Annotated in this window: 19 protein-coding genes, 1 tRNA gene and 1 pseudogene; 15 read left to right on the top strand and 6 right to left on the bottom strand. The window is 71.3% G+C overall.

The features are described from left to right. Nucleotides 1-71: 71 nt before the first annotated feature. A complete protein-coding gene (locus AB0N90_RS30180) occupies nt 72-578 on the bottom strand; it encodes a DUF309 domain-containing protein (RefSeq protein ID WP_365201999.1) in 507 nt (168 codons plus the stop codon). Nucleotides 579-688: 110 nt separating this feature from the next. Between AB0N90_RS30180 and AB0N90_RS30175 the strand changes: the two genes are divergently transcribed. Then, nucleotides 689-762: transfer RNA gene (locus AB0N90_RS30175), tRNA-Pro, on the top strand. A 100-nt stretch (nt 763-862) separates the two neighbouring features. On the opposite strand, the pseudogene AB0N90_RS30170 reads toward AB0N90_RS30175, so the two are convergent. Then, nucleotides 863-1,084: pseudogene (locus AB0N90_RS30170) on the bottom strand (site-specific integrase); the annotation flags it as partial. Here AB0N90_RS30170 and AB0N90_RS30165 point away from each other — a divergent pair. The 12 genes from AB0N90_RS30165 (at nt 1,083) to AB0N90_RS30110 (ending at nt 14,554) form a co-directional block, all read left to right on the top strand. Next, nucleotides 1,083-1,220 (top strand): hypothetical protein, encoded by a 138-nt coding sequence (locus AB0N90_RS30165; RefSeq protein ID WP_365201997.1) that lies wholly within the window; start codon nt 1,083-1,085, stop codon nt 1,218-1,220. The pseudogene AB0N90_RS30170 and the gene AB0N90_RS30165 sit on opposite strands and share 2 nt — an antisense overlap. A gap of 60 nt (nt 1,221-1,280) precedes the next feature. Beyond that, nucleotides 1,281-1,496 carry a hypothetical protein gene (locus tag AB0N90_RS30160; protein WP_365201995.1) on the top strand — a complete coding sequence of 72 codons (216 nt, stop codon included), beginning with the start codon at nt 1,281-1,283 and terminating at the stop codon, nt 1,494-1,496. Then, a complete protein-coding gene (locus tag AB0N90_RS30155; RefSeq protein ID WP_365201993.1) occupies nt 1,475-2,038 on the top strand; it encodes a trypsin-like serine protease in 564 nt (187 codons plus the stop codon). Before AB0N90_RS30160 ends, AB0N90_RS30155 begins: the two co-directional genes overlap by 22 nt. Beyond that, nucleotides 1,933-2,907 carry a hypothetical protein gene (locus AB0N90_RS30150; RefSeq protein ID WP_365201991.1) on the top strand — a complete coding sequence of 325 codons (975 nt, stop codon included), beginning with the start codon at nt 1,933-1,935 and terminating at the stop codon, nt 2,905-2,907. Before AB0N90_RS30155 ends, AB0N90_RS30150 begins: the two co-directional genes overlap by 106 nt. Before the next feature lie 301 nt (nt 2,908-3,208). Next, a complete protein-coding gene (locus AB0N90_RS30145) occupies nt 3,209-5,848 on the top strand; it encodes an aldehyde dehydrogenase family protein (protein WP_365201989.1) in 2,640 nt (879 codons plus the stop codon). A 5-nt stretch (nt 5,849-5,853) separates the two neighbouring features. Beyond that, complete coding sequence (locus AB0N90_RS30140; protein ID WP_365201987.1) at nt 5,854-7,578, top strand: thiamine pyrophosphate-binding protein; 1,725 nt, start codon at nt 5,854-5,856, stop codon at nt 7,576-7,578. Beyond that, nucleotides 7,575-8,864 carry a beta-ketoacyl-ACP synthase II gene (gene fabF, locus AB0N90_RS30135; RefSeq protein WP_365201985.1) on the top strand — a complete coding sequence of 430 codons (1,290 nt, stop codon included), beginning with the start codon at nt 7,575-7,577 and terminating at the stop codon, nt 8,862-8,864. The genes AB0N90_RS30140 and fabF overlap by 4 nt, the downstream gene beginning before the upstream one ends. A gap of 10 nt (nt 8,865-8,874) precedes the next feature. Then, nucleotides 8,875-10,842, top strand: coding sequence for a condensation domain-containing protein (locus AB0N90_RS30130; RefSeq protein WP_365201984.1), 1,968 nt, complete (start codon nt 8,875-8,877; stop codon nt 10,840-10,842). After that, complete coding sequence (locus AB0N90_RS30125; RefSeq protein WP_365201982.1) at nt 10,839-12,086, top strand: aminotransferase class I/II-fold pyridoxal phosphate-dependent enzyme; 1,248 nt, start codon at nt 10,839-10,841, stop codon at nt 12,084-12,086. The genes AB0N90_RS30130 and AB0N90_RS30125 overlap by 4 nt, the downstream gene beginning before the upstream one ends. Before the next feature lie 56 nt (nt 12,087-12,142). Then, nucleotides 12,143-12,385 carry an acyl carrier protein gene (locus AB0N90_RS30120; RefSeq protein WP_365201981.1) on the top strand — a complete coding sequence of 81 codons (243 nt, stop codon included), beginning with the start codon at nt 12,143-12,145 and terminating at the stop codon, nt 12,383-12,385. An 11-nt stretch (nt 12,386-12,396) separates the two neighbouring features. Next, complete coding sequence (locus tag AB0N90_RS30115) at nt 12,397-13,158, top strand: glucose 1-dehydrogenase (RefSeq protein WP_365201979.1); 762 nt, start codon at nt 12,397-12,399, stop codon at nt 13,156-13,158. A gap of 139 nt (nt 13,159-13,297) precedes the next feature. Continuing rightward, complete coding sequence (locus AB0N90_RS30110; RefSeq protein WP_365201977.1) at nt 13,298-14,554, top strand: MFS transporter; 1,257 nt, start codon at nt 13,298-13,300, stop codon at nt 14,552-14,554. A 61-nt stretch (nt 14,555-14,615) separates the two neighbouring features. Here AB0N90_RS30110 and AB0N90_RS30105 read toward each other — a convergent pair whose 3' ends face one another. Genes AB0N90_RS30105 through AB0N90_RS30090 form a run of 4 tightly spaced genes read right to left on the bottom strand, consistent with a single transcriptional unit; the run spans nt 14,616 to nt 17,903 of the window. After that, nucleotides 14,616-15,449 (bottom strand): ABC transporter ATP-binding protein, encoded by an 834-nt coding sequence (locus tag AB0N90_RS30105; RefSeq protein WP_365201976.1) that lies wholly within the window; start codon nt 15,447-15,449, stop codon nt 14,616-14,618. Continuing rightward, nucleotides 15,446-16,315 (bottom strand): ABC transporter ATP-binding protein, encoded by an 870-nt coding sequence (locus tag AB0N90_RS30100; protein WP_365201975.1) that lies wholly within the window; start codon nt 16,313-16,315, stop codon nt 15,446-15,448. The genes AB0N90_RS30105 and AB0N90_RS30100 overlap by 4 nt, the downstream gene beginning before the upstream one ends. Beyond that, a complete protein-coding gene (locus tag AB0N90_RS30095; RefSeq protein ID WP_361683456.1) occupies nt 16,312-17,097 on the bottom strand; it encodes an energy-coupling factor transporter transmembrane component T in 786 nt (261 codons plus the stop codon). The genes AB0N90_RS30100 and AB0N90_RS30095 overlap by 4 nt, the downstream gene beginning before the upstream one ends. Further along, nucleotides 17,094-17,903 carry a hypothetical protein gene (locus AB0N90_RS30090; RefSeq protein ID WP_365201973.1) on the bottom strand — a complete coding sequence of 270 codons (810 nt, stop codon included), beginning with the start codon at nt 17,901-17,903 and terminating at the stop codon, nt 17,094-17,096. Before AB0N90_RS30090 ends, AB0N90_RS30095 begins: the two co-directional genes overlap by 4 nt. 291 nt (nt 17,904-18,194) lie before the next feature. On the opposite strand from AB0N90_RS30090, the gene AB0N90_RS30085 reads away from it, so the two are divergent. Beyond that, complete coding sequence (locus AB0N90_RS30085; RefSeq protein ID WP_365201971.1) at nt 18,195-19,187, top strand: thymidylate synthase; 993 nt, start codon at nt 18,195-18,197, stop codon at nt 19,185-19,187. A 23-nt stretch (nt 19,188-19,210) separates the two neighbouring features. Beyond that, the gene (locus AB0N90_RS30080) at nt 19,211-21,076 is read left to right on the top strand and encodes a radical SAM protein (RefSeq protein WP_365201969.1); all 1,866 of its coding nucleotides are present in this window, start codon (nt 19,211-19,213) and stop codon (nt 21,074-21,076) included. Nucleotides 21,077-21,083 lie beyond the last annotated feature (7 nt).

Genomic DNA, 21,083 nt, shown 5'->3' with positions numbered 1-21,083 from the left:
CGTACCGGTGGGAGCGGTACCGGTGGAAGCTGTACCGGTGGGTCGCCCCCCCGCACCGGCCTGTACAGCCGTCAGGGACCCAGCCTGGGCGCCTCCGCCACGGCGTCCACGGGATCGCCGCCCGCCGCCACCCTCCCGGCCAGCTCCCGCGCCCACCGGACGACCCCGGCGAGATCCACCCCGTAGGGCCGGTCCTCGCCCCTGCCCCGCTCCCACTCCTCGACGGCGTCCGCGCCGCGCCGCAGCAGCCGGGCGCCGCCGACCGTGTTGCCCCGGGCCGCGTGGGTGAGCCCCACCGCCAGCTGGGCCAGCCCCCGCCACAGGGCGCGCTCGCCCTCGGGCCCCGACTTCCAGGCGTCCTCGAACACCTCGTGCGCATGGAACGGCCGGCCCGCGTCGAGCAGCGCCTGCGCCTCGGCGACCGTCTCGCGCGGCGCCCTCACGACACCCTCCGGCTGCCGCGGCACCCCGTGCGCGCCGTACGGCAACGGCCGCCCGAGCCCGTCCCGCGGCCGCGCACTGCGGGCCCGCCCCGCCGCGTCCCGATCCCGCCCCTCGCCGTCACCCGCGTTCGTCATACCGCCGATTCTCCCTTCCCGCCCCACCCCAAGCCCCTTGTCTACGCACCCCCGTACGTGCGGTAAAGTTCTCTTCGCGTGATCACGCGGTTCACCGCGAGTCGACGCATCGGGACGTGGCGCAGCTTGGTAGCGCACTTGACTGGGGGTCAAGGGGTCGCAGGTTCAAATCCTGTCGTCCCGACTTGAAAGAGTCGCAGATCAAGGGGCGGTTTCGGAGAGATCCGAAACCGCCCCTTGATCTTTTTTGGGGACCAGATGGGGACTCCGGTGTCGGTGAGCCGGGTGAGTCCGGTGTGGCGGAGGTCGTGGCGGCGCAGGTGCTCGTAGCCCAGGCGGGTGACCACCTCGTCCCAGTGGGTCGCGTCGCGCAGGACCGCGGTGGAGATGCGTCCTGCGCGCGGGCCGGTGAACATGCGCGCGTCGGGGTCGGGGCCGGCGGAGAGGATGCGCTGTGCCACGAGCGGTCGGATCGCTTCGATGATGGGTGCCTTCCGGGCGCGCTTGCGAGCATGTACCACGCTCACCACCGACGGCAAGAAGAGTGTCGTCAACGCCCCGAAGAACGACTACACGCCGGTCGGCGAGGCGGGCGACACCAGCAAGAAGTCCGTCCTCGTCGAACTCCGCGTCACCAGCTGAGTATTCGCCCGAGCAGCGTCACCGCTTCTTTCACCGACCTCACAGGAAACGGGGAACCTCATGTCCGGCTTTCGTCCGCACACCGCGCGGGCCGGCGGCCTGATCGCCGCCGCCGCGCTGGCCGCCACCGCCGTGTCGGCCGCACCCGCGACCGCCGTATCCGGCCCGCGGGCCGACGTGGCCACCGCGGCCGCCCTCGCCCGGCTCGGCATCGGCACCAGATCAACGGCAAGCGCGGCTGCTCCGCCGCACTGGTGGCACCGCAGTGGCTGCTGACCGCCGCGAGCTGTTTCACCGACACCCCGGGCGGCAGCCTCGCCCCCGGCGCACCGAAGCTCAAGACGACGGCCACCATCGGCGGCACCGCCCAGCAGGTGGTGAACCTCGTACCTCGCGCCGGCCGTGATGTGGTCATGGCCCAGCTGGCCAAGCCCGTCGGCGGCATCACCCCCCTTCCGGTGGCCGACAGCGCGCCCGCTGTCGGGGACGAGGCCCAGGTCGCGGGATACGGGCGTACGCGTGAGGAGTGGATATCCGATCAGGTGCACGCGGCCACCTTCACCGTCCAGAACCTGAGCGCCACCACCGTGGACCTGGCGGCGAAGTCCGACAACGCCGCCGTGTGCCAGGGCGACACCGGCGGCCCCGCACTGGGCACCGTCAACGGCCGTACGGCGGTCGTCGCCGTCAGCAGCCGTTCGTGGCAGGGGGGTTGCCTGGGCGCGGACCCGGCCGGGACCCGCACCGGGGCGGTGGCCGCCCGCGTCGACAACGTGGCCGGCTGGGTGCGGCAGGTCGTCTACGGCACCACGATCTGATCGTCGTCTGGGACGACGGCGAGGTCACCCTCTACCAGGGCGGCGACGGCACCGACCCCGCCCACCCGTTCTCCGCCGAGTACCGGCTCCAGCCCGCCAATACCATCTGGGCCAAGGCGCTCGCGGTCACCAGCGTCAACACGGGCGGTGGCACGGACGGGTTGGTGGTGCGCTGGATCGATGGCGAGATGTCCCTCTACTCCACCGTGGACGCCAAGGGCTTCCACGGCGAGAAGCAGCTCGCGCCGCCGAAGAACGCCACCTGGAAGGACGATGCCCGGCTGCTGGTCGGCGGCAGGTTCACGGCGGGCGGGCGCCGGGACGACCTTTTGGCGGACTGGAAGGACGGCCATGTCTCCGTCTTCGGCGACGTGGCGGCCAACGGGTTGAAGAAGCAGACCCAGACCGTCGCCAAGAACAACACCTGGACCTACGCCGGCCACCTGACGACCGGCTCCTTCACCGGTAAGAGCACCGATGATCTGGTGGTGCGCTGGGTCGACGGTGAGAGCACCGTCTGTCCGGGCGTGACCGCCAAGGCCCTGCCCGGTGAGGTCAAGATCCGCCCCGCGAAATCGAATTGGAAGGACGCCACGGTGGTCGCCGCCGGCGCCTTCCTGGGCGACAGCGCCTCCGCGTTGTCGGCTCAGAGTCACCGGCGACGGCAGAACTCACGGACGAGCGGCGGGCAACGCTGTCTGTCGCCGGTACGCGTGCGGCGGTTGTCAGTGAGCCGTCGGTGTAGAGGGCGGGCCCGGTGGGCAGCAGTGGTGCTGCCGGGCCGGGGAGTTCCAGCGCGCGGACACACCCTGGCGCAGCCGGAATTGTCGCAGAATGGCCGTCGTGCCGGTCATTCAATAATACTGTAGCGGCCGTCTGTTGAGGGTTCCGGTGAGGCCGCCGTCGTACAGGCCGAGCTTCCGCCCTGATCGACGGGATTCCTGTCGGCACTCAAAAAGAAACGCCGCTGCCAACCGTGCCGTGAATTCGCCGATCAGAATCGGCCGCCCGGTGCGTCACTTCCGTCGCTGTGCACTCAAGCATCCCGTATGTGTCATGGAGTGCCCCTTGCCGTATTCGACGCCGATCTGCGGGTGTGGGACAGTCGCGTGAGAGCTGAACGCGCTCTCTGGCGGTTTTAAGGAGCACGAGGTGCCTATTATCAGGCGCTTGATCTCGCCCGAGGGGCGTATCTGGGAGACGGACGAAATCGTGGCCCGAATTTTTGGTGCCACTGAACTTCTCGCACACCGTGGCGTCGGACCCGGTTCACGGGTGATGATGAGCGGGGCGAATTCCCCGAAATGGGTAGTCGATCTGCTGGCGCTCATTCACCTCGACGCCTCGGTGGTCCTGACCGATCATCGGGCCACCCCCGCACGGCGATCGCAGATCCGTGCCCAGGCGCGCGTACTGCTCGAAATCAGCGACGGGACGGACACCGCCGCGCCGCCACCATCCATGCCGGACACGGCGTCCGTGCCCGATGTCGCGGCCTGGACACGGCGTCAGGACGCCGCGATCTCCTGGTCGTCGGGTACGACGGGCAGCCCCAAGGGCATCGTCCGCTCCGGACGCTCCATCCTGGACAACCTCGCGCTCAGCGCGGAACGGATGGCGTACCGGCCCGACGACGTCTTCCTGCCCGTCCTGCCGTACTCCCACCAGTACGGCCTGTCGCTGGTCCTCAGCTGGTGGCTGGGCGGCGGCACGCTCGTGGTCTACGGGCCGGTCACGCGCCTGGACCACGCGCTCGCGGTCGGCGTGGAGCACGGTCTCTCCGTCGTGGACGCGGCCCCGTCGACCTACTACAGCCTGCTCAATCTGTTCGACCGCCGTCCCGCCCTCGCCGACACGCTGGAGGGGGTACGGGCCTGGTGCGTGGGCGGCGCGCCGCTGGGACGCGACCTGGCCGCCCGGTTCCACGCCCGCACGGGCCGGCACCTGCTCGACGGCTATGGGGCGACCGAGGTGGGAAACATCGCGCTGGCGACCCATACCGATCCGGTCGGGTGCGGCACGCCGCTGCCCGGCGTGGTCGTCGAGGTGCACGACGAGCACGGCGAGCCGCTTCCCAGTGGTCGGCTCGGCGAACTCGTCGTGCGCAGCGGCGGCCTGATGACCGGCCGACTGGGCGAGGACGGCGAGATCATCCCGGTGTCGGACCCCGTGTACCGCACGGGCGACATCGGCCTGCTCGACGACGCTGGCCGGGTGTTCCCGATCGGACGCAGGCACGCGGTGCACCGTGACGGCCACACGCTCTATCCCGACCACCTCGCCGGGCGGGCCGCGGAGGCCGGCGTGGAGACGCAGGTCGTCGCCGTCCCCGACGACCGTCTGGGCTGCCGTCTGGTGTTCGTCGTCGTGGACCCGGACGATCACGAACCGGCGTACTGGAAGCGGCTGCTGCGCCCCGCGCTCGCCCGCTACGAGCAGCCCGACCACATCGTGGTGCTTCCCTCGTGGCCCCTGACGGGTACGGGGAAGCCCGACCTGGCCGCTCTGGAGAACATCGCCATGGCGTCGCAGCCCACGGCGCCGGACGGGATCAGCGGCACCAGCGCAGCCGGCCGGGGCGTCGGCGTGTCCGGCTACCGCATCCCCTTCCCCGGCCGTGTCGACGCGCTGTGTGCGGTGCGCCGGTACGTGGCCGACCACGAGGACGCGGTGCTGGACATCCTCACCGAAGTGTCCCCCCACCGCACCGCCGTCGCGGAATTCCACTCCTTCCTTGCCACTCTCGACGGAGCGGAGGAGGAGATCCGCCGGGTCCGGCCGGGCCGCGTGCCGCTCGCGGCCGTCTTCATGCCCTCGAACATCCCCCTCTACTCCTACGCGCTGTACATGCTGGTCGCATCCCTTTACAGCGAGCGGATCACCTTTCGGCCGTCCTCCGAGACGAAAAGCCAGATGCAGCGCCTGCACGCCCTGCTCGCGCCGGTCCACGGCTTACCCATCGAGCTTTTCGAACTCAGCCAGCGCAAGTTCGTGACCGGGCCCGTACGCGCGGCGGACCTCATCGTCTTCACCGGAAATTACGACAACGCCGAAACCGTCCGCGAGGGATTGGAGGAAGACCAGCTCTTTCTCTTCTTCGGCAACGGGATCAACCCCTTTGTGATCGCACCCGACGCCGATCTCGCGCACGCCGTGCGGGACCTCACGCGGATCCGGCTCTACAACTCGGGCCAGGACTGTTTCGGGCCCGACGTCGTGTTCACACCGCGGGGCCGTACCGAGGAATTCTTCGGCCTGTTGTCCGCCGGACTGGACGCGCTGCATTTTGGAGACAACCGTGACCCCGCGGCGGACTACGGGCCGATCCACTACGACTCGGCGCTGGTGAACTGCGCGGAGTACCTGGTACGCCACGCACGGCGCATCCGGCACGGCGGCCGCATCGATCTGCCGTCCCGCAGGATCGAACCGACCGTGCTGCTCTGGGACTTCGACGACAAGATCCCCCTGGACGAGATGTTCGCCCCGGTGTTCAACGTCGTGCCCTACCCCGGTGCCAGGCGATTACGCGAACGGCTGGCGAGCCCCTACTTCAGCGAACGCGCGCTGGGAGCGATGGTCTACGGAAGCGACGCGGACACGGTGCGAGTCCTGTCCGAGCGTCACCGGACCTGTGTCAACCACACCTTGCTCGACGCCGAGGACGGAAACCGCCCCTTCGGTGGATTCGGGATGAGGGCGAACTACATCTCCTGTGGCGGGAAGCGGCACGCCGAACCGCTGCTCATGTCACAGGCGGTGGCCCGGAACCTCCCGACCGCCGCCCTGGACGCGGTGAGTGGAAGGTGAACGCGGTGAGCAAGCGATATGCCGACGCGTGGTCCGCGATCGTCGACCTGCTGGTGGCGAGCGGGGTGGACACCTGCTTCGGACTGCCCGGCGACGACCTGGAGTTGCTCCGCGCCCTCGATACCGCGGGCCTGGACCTCGTACCGTGCCGTGACCAGCGCAACGCGATGTACATGGCCACCGGCTACGCGCTCCAGTCGGGTCGGCTCGCCGTGTGCGCCCTGGGCAAGGGACCGGCCGTCACCCACGCGGCCACCGGGCTGCTGGAGGCCCGGGAGTCCGGCGCGCAGGTCCTCGTGCTCGCCGCCGGAGTGGCCGAACGGCGCCGGGGCAGCGGTGGATTCCAGGAGCTCGACCAGGTCGCCGCGGTGGCGCCCCTGGTGCGGTGGGCGCACCGGGTGGGGCATCCGGACCGGGTCGTGCCCGCGACGGTGACGGCGCTGACCCGGGTCGCGGGGCCGCCGTCCGGCCCGGTGTACCTGGAGGTGCCCGACGACGTCCGTACGGCGGAGATCCTGGTCACCGGCCCACGGCCGACACCACCCGAACGACTGGTCCTGGAGTCCGTCCCCGTGCCACCGGGACCGGCGCTGGCGGCGATCCGCGCGAGCCGACGGCCGGTGGTACTCGTGGGCGGCGGGATGCGGCACCGCAACGACGACGGGGTGGTCGAGCGCTTCGCCGAACGCCTCGGCGCGGCGATCTTCACCACCGCGTCCGGCCGCGGTGCCGTGGACGAGCGCCACCCGCTGTTCTGCGGACTGGCGGGCCTGTACGCCGCCGCCCCCGCCCGTGAACTCTGGTCCTCCTGCGACCTGGTGGTGTCGCTCGCCGGGCGACTGGAGGAGACCGCCGTCGAGGGCGGGACACCGTGGCCCCCGGTCACGGTGGTGCAGGTCAATGTCGACCCCGGCGGCCTGTCGGCCGAGTTCGCGGGCCCGCGCGTACTCGGAGACGCCCGGCACGCCGTGCTCGGCTGGTCGCGGGCGCTGGCGGAGGACCCTGGGGCCGAGCGGGCCGAGCGGGCCGGGCAGGGCGTCACCGGCGGGCACGCGGACGCGCCCGGTGGGTGGCCGGACGCGATCGCCGCCGCCCGAGTGGCCATGTCGCTCGACGTGGCGGCGGAACTCGCCCGCGCGGCGAAGCTGCCCGGCATCCGCATCGCCGAGCTGCTCGCGGCGCTCGACGCCACCGCAGGCGAGCCCCGCGTACTGGTCCAGGAGAACGGGCTCCAGGACATGTGGTCCTACTGCTTCCCCTTCCACTCCGGTGGCGGGTCCATCGTGCCGTCGGAGCAGACCCCTCTGGGATTCGGAGCGGCAGCGGCCATCGGGGTCAAGCGGGCCGCCCCGGACCACGAGGTCACCGCGATCATCGGGGACGGAGCGTTCCTCGCGGCGCGCGCGGACATCGCCGTCACCGCTCCCGCCCACGGCGGCGTGCTGTACGTGGTGCTGTGCAACGGCGGCTACGGCTGGCTGGACGCCCAGCGCGCCCGCCTCGGACTCGACGCCGACCGCTATCCGTTCACCCGCCCGGGCGCGCCACCGCCCGTGGTGGACGGGCCGGACATCCACTGCCGGGTGCTGCGGGACAAGGCCGCGCTGACCGAGGAGATCCGCGCCGCACGCCGGCTGTGCGCACAGGGAGGCACGGCCGTGCTCATGGTGCCGGTCGCCCCCGACGACATCGCCCCGCCCATCCGCGACGCCGAGGTGATTCCCCAGTGACGGGCGGGACGGACGTGACGGGCGGGATGGGCCCGGCACAGCGAGGTGACGCCCGGCGCCGGGTGATGGTCACCGGATACGGGGCGGTGACGCCGCTGGGCCACAGCGTCGGCGACACCTGGGCGGCGCTGCTGGCCGGGCGCAGCGGCATCGACACCGTGGACGGGATCGACGTGACCGGACTCGGCGTCCGGATCGGCGGCCAGGTCCGCGAGTTCAGCCCCGGCCGCTACATGCCCCGGACGGTCAGCCGCCGCGCCGATCCGTACGCGCAGTACGCCCTCGCCGCGGCGCTGGAGGCCTGCGAACACGCCGGACTCGTCATCGACGACGGCCTGGCGCCGCGGGTGGCCGTGATCATCGGCAGCGGCTACGGCCCGGTGGGGTCGATCTACCGGGCCGCGCACACGCTGCGCGACAAGGGGCCGCGGGCCATCGGCCCGTTCACCCAGGTCACCACCGCCATGGACAGCGCCGCCGCCGAGATCAGCATGCGGCTGGGCACCCGGGGGCCGAGCCGTGCGCAGAGCACGGCGTGCGCCAGCGGCGCCGACGCGGTGGGCGCGGCGATGCGGATGATCGGCCAGGGGGAGGCCGACATCGTCATCGCCGGTGGCGCCGACGCCTGCGTCACCGCCGTCGACCTCGCGGGCAGCGGCAACGCCCGCGCGCTGTCCACCCGCAACGACGACCCGACCGCGGCGTGCCGGCCGTTCGACGCGCACCGCGACGGATTCGTGATGAGCGAGGGAGCCGCCGTGCTGGTGCTGGAGGCCGCCGAGGTGGCCGACCGGCGCGGGGCGACGGCGCTGGCCGAACTCACCGGCTACGGCGCGAGTTCCGACGCTCATCACTGGACCGCCCCGCACCCGGCGGGACGCGGCGCGTGCCTCGCCGTCGAGGCGGCATTGCGCGACGCGGGGATCACGGGAGCGGACGTGGACTACGTCAACGCGCACGGCACCGGAACCCTGCTGAACGACGCCATGGAGACGACCGTCCTGCGCAAGGTGCTGGGCGACCGGGTCACCCGGATCCCGGTCAGCTCCACCAAGTCGATGACCGGACACATGATCGGTGCCGCCGGGGCGGTCGAACTCGTGGCCTGCATCCAGGTCCTGCGCACCGGTGACGTCCCGCCGACCGTCAACTGCGACGAACCGATCGACCCGGACATCAACTTCGTGCCGCACCGGGCGCAGCACCACGAGCGGGTGCGGATCGCGCTCAGCAACTCGTTCGGCTTCGGCGGACACAACGCCGCGCTCGTGGTCCGGGCCGTATGAGGTACCGGCCGTGAACCACGCTCCGCGACCGGCTCCGAGCCCCGCCACCGTCGTCCGCAGCGGACCGCTGAACTGGGTCCAGCAGTGGCACTGGTACGAACGCACCATTCCCGCGCCACGGCGGGTGAACCCGACACCGCTCGCCGACCACTGCCACGTCCCGCCCCCGGCGACGGTCTCCGACATCCACCTGGCGCTCGCCGCCCTCACCGCCCGCCACGAGGCGCTGCGCACCACGGTCGACCCGCTCCGCCCGGTGCAGTACGTCCACCGGGCGGACTGGGCCCCGCTGCCGGTCGACACCGTCGATGTCCCCGTCGCCTGCGCCGACACCCTGGAGGCCGCCACGGCGGCGCTGGCCGCCCGCCCGATCGACCCCGAGCGCAATCCGCCCTGGCTCGCCCGGGTGCTGCTGGAGGCGGGAGAGCCGCGCGCGGTCGTGCTGGCCGCCCACCATGTCGTGATCGACGGCTGGGGACTGGCGGTACTGCTCGACCAGTTGCACGACCTGCTGCGCGGCACCGGCGCACCGGCGAACACGCCCGCGCACCCGCTCGACGCGGCCCACGACCAGGACCCGGAACGCGCCCGCGCGGCGGAGCGGGAGTGGCTCACGCGCCTCGCGGACAACCCGACCTGCGTGCTGGCCCCGTTCGGGGGGAGGGCCGACGGCGAGGGGCGCCACCGCCTCCAGCACCGCTCGGTGCAGGCGTACGACGACCTCGACCGCGTCGCCCGGCGCCATCGCATCAGCCCGGAGATCGCCATGCTCGCCGCGCTGGCCCATGACGTCGCCGCCCGCACCGGCGAACACCGCTTCCTCGCCTCGGTGGTGGTGTCCAACCGGGCCCGCGCCGCGCTGCGCACCAGCATCGGCGTCCGGGCCCTGACGGTTCCGGTACAGATCGACCTCCGGCCGGGCGCGGGGTTCGGCGAGGTGGCCGCCTCGGTCGCCGCCGCCTCCGCCGCGGCCTACCGGCACGGCCGGTGGCGCCCCGCCGAACTGGTCGCGGCCCAGGCGCGCCAGGACCGCCGCCGCGGTGTCGTGACCGTACCCACCATCGAGTACAACTGCTACTCCTGGCCACGCGACTACCTGGTCCCCACGCCTGACACCCCGCCCGGCGGGCCCGCCACCTGGCTCAGCAGCGCGCCCGACGAGCCCTGCGACACGCTGTACGTCGACTTCAGCCGCGACGCGGGGGCCGTCACCCTGGACGTCACCGTCGGGGACCATCTGCTCGACGCGGGGCAGGCCGCCGCGCTGCCCGTCCGGCTGTGCGCCTTCCTGCGTGCGCTCGCCGACGGCGGCGAACGCACGCTCCCGGCACATCGGCTCACCCCGCCCGCCCCCGGATGGTGGCGCGCCCCGCAGGGCTGGGTGAGCCTGCCCAGGGTCGAGGACGTGGTGCGCGGCCACCCCGGAGTGCTCGACGCGACGGTGACACCCGGCGGCGCCGCCACCGCGCAGGGCGGCGCACCACACCTCGTCGTACACGCCCGCACGGCCCCCGGTGTCACCCCCGGCGACCTGCACGCCCATGTCCTGGACCACCTCGGCGAAGTACCCGGCCTCCTGGCCCCGGGCCGCTACGTCCTGCTCCCGGCCGCCCCCGGATCCGGCCGTCTCCCCGACCCGCCCCGCGCCACCACCGGCGGCCCGGAAACCCCGCGGGTCCCCGCACGCCCGCCCGCGACGGACGCCGAACGGGCGCTGGCCGCCGCCGTGACCGCCGTCGGACCCGCCGATCCGCCGGCCGGCCCCGGCGGCCGTGCTGCCGTGGACATGAACCGCTGCCTCGCCGACCACGGGATCACCCTGATCGCCGTCCCTCGTCTGCTGGCGCTGCTTCACCGGTCCGGCTTCACCGGGATCGCGTCGGACGAACTGGCCGGAACCGCCTCGCTCGGCCACCTCGCCGGGGCCCTGGAGCCCCTGCCGCCCCGCGCCCACCGTGGAGGAGAGAACCCGTCATGACCGCGTCCCACACCCCCGCACCGACCGTGGACCGCCTGGCCCCGTGGGCCTTCGCCGCCTTCGTCGAGGCGAACACCCATGACACCGCGTACCGGCCGCCGGTGGTGGACGGCCCCGTCGGACCCACCATCGTCCGCGACGGCCGCGAACTGGTGAACTTCGCCAGCATCAGCTTCCTCGACCTGGAGCGGCACATCCCGGTGCAACGCCATTTCGCACAGGGGGCGCTCGATCACGGACTGAGCACCAGCGGATCCCGGATGACCCAGGGGATCTGCCGTCCGCACCAGGTGCTGGAGGAGACGATCGCCCGCCACACCGGCAAGGAGCGAGCCATCAGCTTCGCCACCGGACTCCTGGCCAACATCGGCTTCGTCCACGCCATGAGCAGTTCCGCGTACTTCGACACCGGGATCGAAGTGCGCAACCACGACACGGTCTTCGTCGTCGACCGTGATGTCCACTGGAGCATCTGGAAAGGTCTCGAAGGGCTCGGCTACGGCCGCAAGGCGCACGCCTTCCGGCACAACGACGTCGCCGACCTGGCACGCGTCCTGGACCGGGTCCGGGCCCCCAAGACCGTGGTGATCGCCGAGAGCATCTACTCGGCCGACGGCACCATGGGGCCGATCGCGGAGATTCTCGACGAGTGCGACCGCCACGGCGCCATCAGCATGATCGACGATGCGAACGGCTTCATGGTGTACGGGCCCGAGAACCGTCCGTACGCCGCGCAGGCGGCCGCGATCCGGGAGCGGGCCGACTTCGTCATGGTGTCGCTGTCGAAGGCCATCGGTCTGGAAGGCGGCGCGATCGCCGGGCCGGCCGCGGCCATCGACGCCTTCGAACTGCTCTCCGGCACCTCGATGTTCACGGCCGCCATCCAGCCGCCCACCGCCTATGCCGCCCAGCGCACCATCGACGCCCTCGCCGACGATCCGCGCATCGTCGACGACTACCTGGCGCATGCCGCCCGCCTTCGCCGGCAGATGCGCGAGGCCGGCACGCCCACGACACCGACCGAGTCGTACATGCTCTCCGTGCCGATCGGAAGCGATGCCGCCGCCCTGCAGATGCGGGAGTGGTTCGTGGCGGACGGCTACCTCGTACCCGTGTTCTCCTACCCGGCGGTCGCCCGCAACCAGGCACTGCTGCGCCTGTTCCCGCACGCGGGCCACACCGAGGAACAGATGGAGGGCTTCCTGGACACCCTCCTCACCTACCGGCGACGCCTCGGGCTCTGACGCCCCCGTACCCACCACGGCCGACTCACGGCAACCCGCCCCAAGAAGGAGGAACCATGGCGAACGACGCCGACATTCTCGACTCCCTTGCCAAGATCGTCGAAGAGGTCGCGGGCATCGACCCCGCCGAAGTGACCACCGAGAAGTCCTTCACCGACGATCTCGACATCGACTCCCTCTCGATGGTGGAGATCACCGTGGCGGCCGAGGACAAGTTCGAGGTGAAGTTCCCCGACGACCGGGTCGGGGCACTGAGGACCGTCGGCGACGTGGTGAGCTACATCGCCACCCATCGATGACCGGGACAGCCATGAGCGTCCTTGATCGCTTCCGGCTCGACGGCCGCGTGGCCGTGGTCACCGGCGCCTCCTCCGGACTGGGCATCGCCTTCGCCACCGCGGTGGCCGAGGCCGGCGCCGATGTGGTGCTCGGGGCACGGCGCGCCGAGCGGCTGGAGACCGTGCGCACGGCCGTCGAGAAGCTCGGCCGCCGGGCCCTCGCGGTGCGTACGGACATTTCCAGGCCGGAGGACTGCCGCGCCCTGGTCGACGCGGCCGTGCACGCCTTCGGGCGGCTGGACATCCTCGTCAACAACGCCGGGATCAGCGGCGAGAGACCCGCGACGGAGGAGACGCCGGAACAGTTCCGCGAGGTCATCGACATCAATCTCAACGGCTCCTACTGGATGGCCCAGGCCGCGGGCGCGGTGATGCCGCCCGGCGGTGCCATCGTCAATGTGTCGAGCATCCTCGCGCTGGTCACCGGCGGCCTGCCGCAGGCCGCCTACTCGGCGTCGAAGGCCGGCCTCCTCGGACTCACCCGCGATCTCGCCCAGCAGTGGACCCCCGGCAGGGGCATCCGCGTCAACGCCCTCGCACCGGGCTTCTTCCACTCCGCGATGACCGACGAATACGCCGACGGCTACCTCGACGCGATGATGCCGCGGGTGCTCTCGGGCCGCGTCGGGCAGCCCGAGGAACTCGCCGCGGCCCTGGTCTTCCTCGTCTCCGACGCGGCGTCGTACATCACCGGCACCACCCTGACGGTCGACGGGGGCACGCACATCGCGTAGTGACACCGGCGCGATCCCTTCGCGCATATGCCGATCGATGAGCGATACGGTCATGTCCGCCTCGGCGTGATGGGGCGCGATCACGTCGCCCGAGTGTCGCGCGCAGGACCGATCCACTCGGCGCCCCAGGGGGCAGACAATGACGACGGAGCCGACGGCCCCTTCCCGTCCGCGCGGACCGCTGGGCGATCCGCAGCTGCGCCGTCTGGTCGCGGGCCAAGGGTTGGCGGCCGTGGCCGACGCTCTGTTCCTCGTATGGCTCACGCTTTTCGTGCTCGAACTGTCGAAACCCGGGATCGTCACCGGGTTCGTCCTCGTGGCCGTGGCGCTGCCGCGAGCGGCTCTCCTGCTTCCCGCGGGCGTCGTGGTCGACCGCCTCGGACCGGTGCGTGTCGCGGTCGCCGCCGCCTGGCTCCGGGTCGCCGTCCTGCTCGCCCTCGGCGCCGTCATCACCCTCACCTCACCATCGGTGACGACGGTCGCGCTGATCGCCGCTCTGCTCGGCGCCGCCGACGCCGCGTACTTCCCGGCGGCCCTGGCGGTGCTGCCCGCCATCGTGCCGACCGGGAAGCTCGCCCGGGTCAACGCACTGATCCAGGGCGCGGAGTCGGCGGGTGACCTGGTCGGCCCAGCCGTGGCCGCCGCAGCCGTCGCCGCAGTCGGATTCGACGCGACACTCGCTGGGATCTCGGCGATGGCGGTGCTCTCCGCCATCGCTTTCAGCACGCTCGTCCGGGTGGTACGACGCGGCGGACGCGCCGGGGACGACACCGGTCCCGACGCCGCCCACGCCGAACGGCTCAGCAGTACACGTGCCCTCGCGGCGGGCCTGAGATACGCCTGGCACGAACCACTGGTACGCGGAATGCTGGCAGCCGTGGCCCTCATCAACATCGCGGTCGTGGGCCCCGTACTCGTGGGCGGCGCGGTGCTCGCCGATCAACGCCTCGGCGGCACGGGGTCTTTGGGGGCCGTGCTGTCCGGTTTCGGCGCCGGCTCACTGGCCGGTTCGCTCCTGGCCGGGTGGCGGCCGCCCGCCCGGCGCGGCTGGACCGTGGTCGGCGGGGTCGCGGCGATCGGCGCGGGCGTGGCCGGACTCGGTGTCGTCGCCCACGTCGCCGCCGCGACGGCGGTCGTCTCGGTCGTCGGCCTCGGATCCGCGTTTCTCGGCGTGGTGGTCGTGGCCACTTTGCAGGAGCGCGTGCCCGAGCGGCTGTTGGGCCGCGTACTGAGCCTCGTCGTGCTGGCCACGGTGGCGCTGGACCCGTTCTCCTACGTCGTCGCCGGTCTGCTCCTCCCGTACGGCACGACGACGCTGTTCCTCATCTGCGGCGGCGCCGTCCTGGCGTGCGCCGTGCTGGTCGCCACGAGCCCGACCGTCCGCGCCCTGCGCTGACCCGCGCCGCCCGGCCCGGGACCCGCGGACGGCGTGTCCGACCCCGAAGATCAGGGCCGGGTCAGGGAGCGGTGGACGGGAGCGGCGCGGGGCCGGCCTCGGTGGACAGCTGGTCCAGGAAGCCCGTCACGGTCGTCACCGGACGTTCCCAGCCCAATCGGCGGCCGAGCCGTGTCATCTGGGGCAGTTCCAGGCTCTCGTCGGCCGTGTCGGCGACATACGCCGGCCAGTGGGCGACCGGGCCGTCCCAGGCGATCCGGCCGTTCGCCAGGACGATCACACGGTCGAAGTGCTCCACGCAGAAGTCCATGTCATGGGTGATGGCGAGGACGGTCCTGCCGTCGGCGGCCAGGTCGTCGACCAGGTTCCCCAGCAGGACGACCGAGTCGTGGTCCTGACCGGTCGTCGGCTCGTCGAGGACGACGACCGGGGTGTCCATGGCCAGGACCGAGGCGAGGGCGACCCGTTTGCGTTCGCCGAGCGACAGGTGGTGGGGGTGGGTGTCCCGCGCCTGTGTGAGGCCCGTCCGCCGCAGGGCGGACTCGACCAGCTCCGCGCGCCGGGCGGGCGGGAAGCGCAGGTTGCGCGGCCCGAACCCCACCTCCTTGACGACGCTCGCCGCGTGGAGCTGATCATCCGGGTTCTGGAAGACGAATCCCACGGTGCGGGCGAGTTCGGCGATGCCGAGCCCGTCGGTCCGCCGCCCGTCGATCTCGATCGTTCCGGAGGCCGGACGTTCGATGCCGACGAGGTGCCGGGCGAGGGTGCTCTTGCCCGCGCCGTTGGCGCCGACGATCGCCACCCGTTCACCGGCCCCGACGCTCAAGGACACCCCGTCCAGGGCCGTGGTGCCGTTGGGGTAACGGAACGTCAGGGAATCGATCCGTATGATCATCGCCGGTCTCCTCGGTCGAGGCGGTCCATCGTCTCGCCGAACCCCGCGGCGGCGGCGTCGAGCGTCACCGGCAGCGGCTTTCGGTCCGGCCAGAGTCCCCGGGCCGCGGCACGGCGCGCGGCCACCGTGTAGCGCAGTGGTGCCACCCCCCACTCCTCCAGTCGTTCGTCCGCCAGTACCTCGCCGGGCGTCCCCTGCGCCACGATCGCTCCCCGGTCGAGCACGAGGACGCGGTCGGCCGCGCGGGCCAGGCGTTCCATGCGGTGTTCGATCAGCAGGACGGTCACCCCCAGTTCCTTGAGGGTGCCGAGCGCCTCGAAGACCAGCGCGTTCCCGGCCGCGTCGAGCTGCGAGGTCGGTTCGTCGAGCACCATGACGGTGGGCCGCATGACCAGAATCGATCCGATGGCCAGCAACTGCTGCTGCCCGCCGGACAGTTCGTACGGCGACCGGTCGCGCACCCCGGTGAGCCCGAGATCGTCCAGGACGGGGTCGATCCGGGCCGCCATCTCGTCCCGCGGGACACCGAGATTCTCCAGGCCGAAGGCGATCTCCTCGCGTACGGAGAAGCGGGCGCCGGATATCTGGTTGAACGGATTCTGCATGACCAGCCCGACCTCGCCGACCAGTCCCGACAGCGGGGTTTCGGCCAGGTCCCTGCCGTTGACCCGGACCACCCCCCGCGTCGTACCGCCGGTGAGATGGGGAACGGTGCCACTCACCACGCCGCCCAGGGTGCTCTTGCCCGCGCCGCCACCGCCCACCACCGCGCACAGTTCGCGGGGAGCGACCTCGAAGGCGACATCGGTGAGGGCCGGCCGGGAGCCGGTGGGATAGGTGAAGGAGAAATCCTTGACTTCGATCAACGCGTTACTCCCCACACGTTCACGGTGACCGCGGCCACGGCGCAGAGCAGCATCGCGGCGCGGAGGCATCGCTGTACCCCGCTGTCCGGGACCTCGGTGAGGCTCGTGGGGCGGCGGGTGGCGCCAAAGCCCCGGGTCTCCATGGCGGCGGCGCGTTCGCCCACGTCGGTGAAGGCGCCGAGGATCAACGGGCCCATCAGCGGTACCAGCGCCCGCGCCCGGCCGCGCAGGCCGTGGATCACCTGGCCGCGTGCCTGCTGGGCATGGAGGATGCGCGTGGCGCGGCGGTTGAGCGCCGGCACGATCTGCAGCGCCGCCGACACGATGTAGACGAGACTCGGCGACACCTTGCGTTCGCTCAGGGCGCTCATGAAGGCTCCGGCGTGGGTGGTGAGGAGCAGGAGGAAGAACCCGCTCATCAGCACCAGGATGTGCAGCGCCGTCTGCAGGGCGAACGAGACGCCCTCGCTCTTCAGTTCCAGCGGGCCGAGTCGGTACAGCACGTCATGGGCACCGGGAAGGAAGAATCCCTGGACCACGAACAGGACGACGGTCACCGGAACCCAGAATGTGGCGATCAGGAGGAAAAATCGGCGTAATACTCCCGCGCCGATCGCGGCCGGAAGGAGGAGGACCCCGAAGAGCAACAGGGGCCACCGGTAATCCACCGCGGCGAAAGCACAGACGGTCACGGTGACGGCGAAGGTGAGTTTCGTCAGGGGATTGAGCCGGTGAATGCCGGATGCACCGGTCGCGTGGGCGGTGTCCCGCACGGCGTTCACGCCGCCCTCACCAGTTCGGCCCGCGGCGCCAGGATGTGCCGGTCCCGGACGAACGGGAAGCGGTGCAGGAATCCCGGTGGCAGGCCCTTGAGAATGGCCATCGCGAGTACCACCGTCAGTGCCTTGTCGAGAGGATCGGCCACCAGCCCCTGCAGGGTGGCCGCCTTGAGCATGCCGTTCCCGAATGCCTGGAAGGTCGCGATGAGCGCGGACTGCCCCACCGACCCGCTGGCGTTGCCGAAGACGAAGGCGGTGATGGGGGCGGAGATGACACCCGCCACCACTCCGATCAAGCCACCGGCGAGCACTGCGGTGGGGAGCCGCCGGAACATTCCCGCACGCGCCAGTACGCCCGCGGTGAAGCCGATCATGGCCGCCGTCACGGCGTACGGCAGGGCGCCGGGTGTGATCGTCATGCCCACGATGACGCTGGCGAGCGCCCCGGTGGCGGCCCCGGCGGCCGGGCCCGCGACCACTCCCACCAGCACGGTCCCGATGGAGTCCAGCTGCAGCGGGAGTCCGCTGAAATAGACGATCTTGCCCATCACGATGTTCACCGTGATGGCCACGGGTAACAGGGCGACGGTGGTGGGGGGCAGCCGGGCCACCGCACCGGAGACGATCAGCAGGGCGCCGAGCGTGTAACCCACCAGCGCCAGCAGTGCGATCGGGCCACCCACGCCATGCTTCGAGGTGGGGTGGACGGCGATGAGCCCCGCGTAGGTCACGAGTACCACGCCGGTGCCCCACCCGATGCGCCATCGCTCGTTCAGCCATGGCGGGGTGGAGCGATTGAAACCAGCCATTATTTGACCTCATTCCACCGGCGGTCAGTAATTACCGGAAATTCAAGCGCGCACACTAGCAGGGGCTCTCCAATGGGTGTCAACGCTCCGTGGCTTTACTGATTCATGGGCAACCGGGTAGGTGCGTGCAGGCTGTAACTACCCTGTCCAAGGCGTTGGTTGACAATGATTGGGTGGCTGGTGTGGGATCGATCGGGTAGCTGGCCAACAGGTCACGATGGTTTGTCCCGGTGGACGCGAGGTGAACTCTTCGCCGTGTCCCGGGCAGCTCTCAGAATTAAGGAACGCGGCATGGATGTTTTCCGTTCTTTTGCTGATGCCTATACGTCCGGCCTCCAGACGGTCCTCGACGAGGGAAGCGACATTCCCTCGGTCCGCGACCCGCTCTCCAAGGCGTCCGACTTCGGCCGCAACGACCGCCCCTACCGCGAAGTCATCGCCCATCGCAGCACGATCGAGGACCCGGCCTCCTGTCTCGCGGTCACTCCGCACCTGCCGGTGAACCTCTCGTACTGCTTCGGACTCCTCGCCTGGTCGCTCGACGGGCGCAACGACGTGGAGACCCCCGCGTACTACCGTCGCGGTGCCCACGAGTACTCGGACGACCAGCACACCCTCAGCGGCGCCTTCGGCCACCGGCTCGTCACGGCCAACGGGAACCAGCTGGAGGAGGTCGTCGGCCGCATCGAGCGCGACCCCGCCCACCGCCGGGCCTTCGCCCTGGTCCTGGAGCCGCAGGACAACTTCCGGCAGTCGCGGGAGTACCCCTGCGCCGTGGGCGTGCACCTGTTCCTGCGCGACGGTGCCCTCGTCTGGCTCACCGTGATGCGCGCCCAGCAGGCGCTGACCGTCCTGCCCTACGACGCCTTCCTGTTCATGGGCATGCAGCAGTACGCCGCCGGTCTGCTCGGCGTACCCGCCGGCCGCTACATCCACCAGGCCGGCACGTTCCACTTCTACGACAACGAGACCGCGCTCGCCCGGAAGATCGCGGACGACCCGGCGGTCCCGGCCTCCCTGCCGGCCTTCCCCACCACCCCGGAGGGCGCCCGCGAGGCGGCGCGGGAACTCATCGATGTCGAGTCCCGGCTCCGTCGGGCGGCCCAGGCGCGGGACACCGCCGCGGTCGACGAGATAGCCGCGACACCGGCCGTCACGGACTACGCCGACGTGGCCCGCGCCTGTCTGGCCACCCACGCCTACCGCAAGCTCGGCGACACCACCTCCCTGGTGACCAGCCGCGCGGCCGAGCCCGCCGTGGCCGATCTGATCTCCTCGATCTGACCACCGGAATCGCAGGCCCCCACGTGATACTGACGATCCGTCCGCCCCTGGAACCGCGATGTCCCGACCCCGCCACCCGGCAGGAGCTGGCCGACCGCCTCTCCCACCGCCGCGAACTCTTCGAGCGGGCCGCTGACACCGCCCCCCATCCGGTCCGGGACCCCTACCTCTTCCCGATCATGGCCGCCCTGGTCCCCGTCGCCACCAGCCGCGGCGGCGAGGTCGCCTACCCCGGCGACCCCATGTGCCTCTACTCGGCGCTCTCCCTCACCGTCGAACGGTCCGTCGCCCGCCTGGTGCGAGGGCTCCCCGCGCAGCCGTCGCTGGACGACATCGCCCCCGACTGGGGCCACTACCCGGACGCCGCCTACCGCCGCGCCGAGGACGGCCCCCGCTCCGTACGCGTGGCGGACAGCCGTACCACCGACGGCCATGTCTTCGACCCGCGCATCTGGGACGACGTGGCCCGCGAGGCCTTCATCACCGAACTCCGGGCGCTGCGCCCCAAGGTGCTGCTGCTCAGCTCGGTGTCGGCCGGCCACCGCTACGCGCTGGAGATGGCCGAACTGGCCAAGACGTACGCCCCTGACTGCCTGGTGATCATCGGCGGCAGGCACGCCGACGAAACCGTCCGCTACCGGGACGCCACCCGCACGGCCGACCTGTCCTGGAGCAGCACGGTGGAAGTCATCCGCGACGGCCGCGCCCGGCCCGTGGTCGACTTCGTGGTGGCGGGGGACGGATCCCCCCTCCTCGACCTGCTGTTACGCGCGGTCGCACTGGTCACGACCCCCGGGTTCGGCCCCACCCCCGTCGAGGAGATCCTCGACGCCCTCGCGCTCGTCACCGCCCACGACGGGACGACCAGGGGCGTCGGCAACATCGTCGGCCTCACGGCGGACGAGGCAGTGCTCGTCCCCGTGCGGGGAGAGCGCATCGACGCGGCGCAACTCCCCTCTCCGTACGAAGCGTTCTCCGTGCGGGCCCGGTTCGGGATCTTCACCCGTGCGGGCAGCTCCCCCCTGGGCAGCCGGACCGCCCATGTGATGACGCTGGACGCCTGCCCCTTCAAGTGCACCTTCTGCTCCGAGAGCATCCAGGTGTCGCAGCGTCCGACCCGCTTCGCGGTGTCCGAGACCGAGCATGTCGCCCGGCGCATCGAGCAACTGGTCGACTGGGGAACGGAAGCGGCCTTCTTCGACGACCCGGTCTTCTGGGGCGGCAACTGGAAGGCCATCACCGACTTCTGCCACGACCTGGCACGACTGCGGGCCCGCAAACCGGAGTTACGGTCGTTCGAGTGGGGCGCACAGCTCACCGTGGACGTCGTCCTCAACCGTGCCAAGGCGCAGGAGGTCCACGCGGCCCTCGACCTCATGCGGGAGAACGGCTGCACCTACGTCTACATCGGCATCGAGAGCATGGCCCAGCAGGTCATGCGGCACGTCGGCAAGAACCTGCTGCGCCGCAACCCCGAGGCATGGGTGAGCAAGGTACGGGAAGCCCTGACCACCATCAGGGACCACGGGATCCGCGTCGGCAGCTCCGTCCTCTTCGGACTCGACGGCGAGAACCGGGACACCATCGAGGAGACGATCGAGGAGATAGGCCGCCTCATCGACGACGGACTGCTCGTCATGGCCAGCCCGAACATCCTCACCTACCACCCCGGCACCGCCATCACCGCGGCACACGGGCAGGACCGGCTCGACTACCACTCGCGCAAGGACAACCGGCCGCCCTACACATACTTCGAAGAGGCGTACCCCGAGGTGGTCTCCCGGCTCCTGGACGAGGACGACATCTGGTTCATCCACGAGGCCTCGGCCAAGCGATGGGGCAGCACCCGCAACAGCGCCGCCGAGTCGGCGACCCCCATAGGCGCATGACGCCCAC

Source organism: Streptomyces sp. NPDC093018, from assembly GCF_040684035.1.
Taxonomy (GTDB): Bacteria; Actinomycetota; Actinomycetes; order Streptomycetales; family Streptomycetaceae; genus Streptomyces; species Streptomyces murinus.
This window is presented reverse-complemented; position numbering and strand designations above follow the sequence as displayed.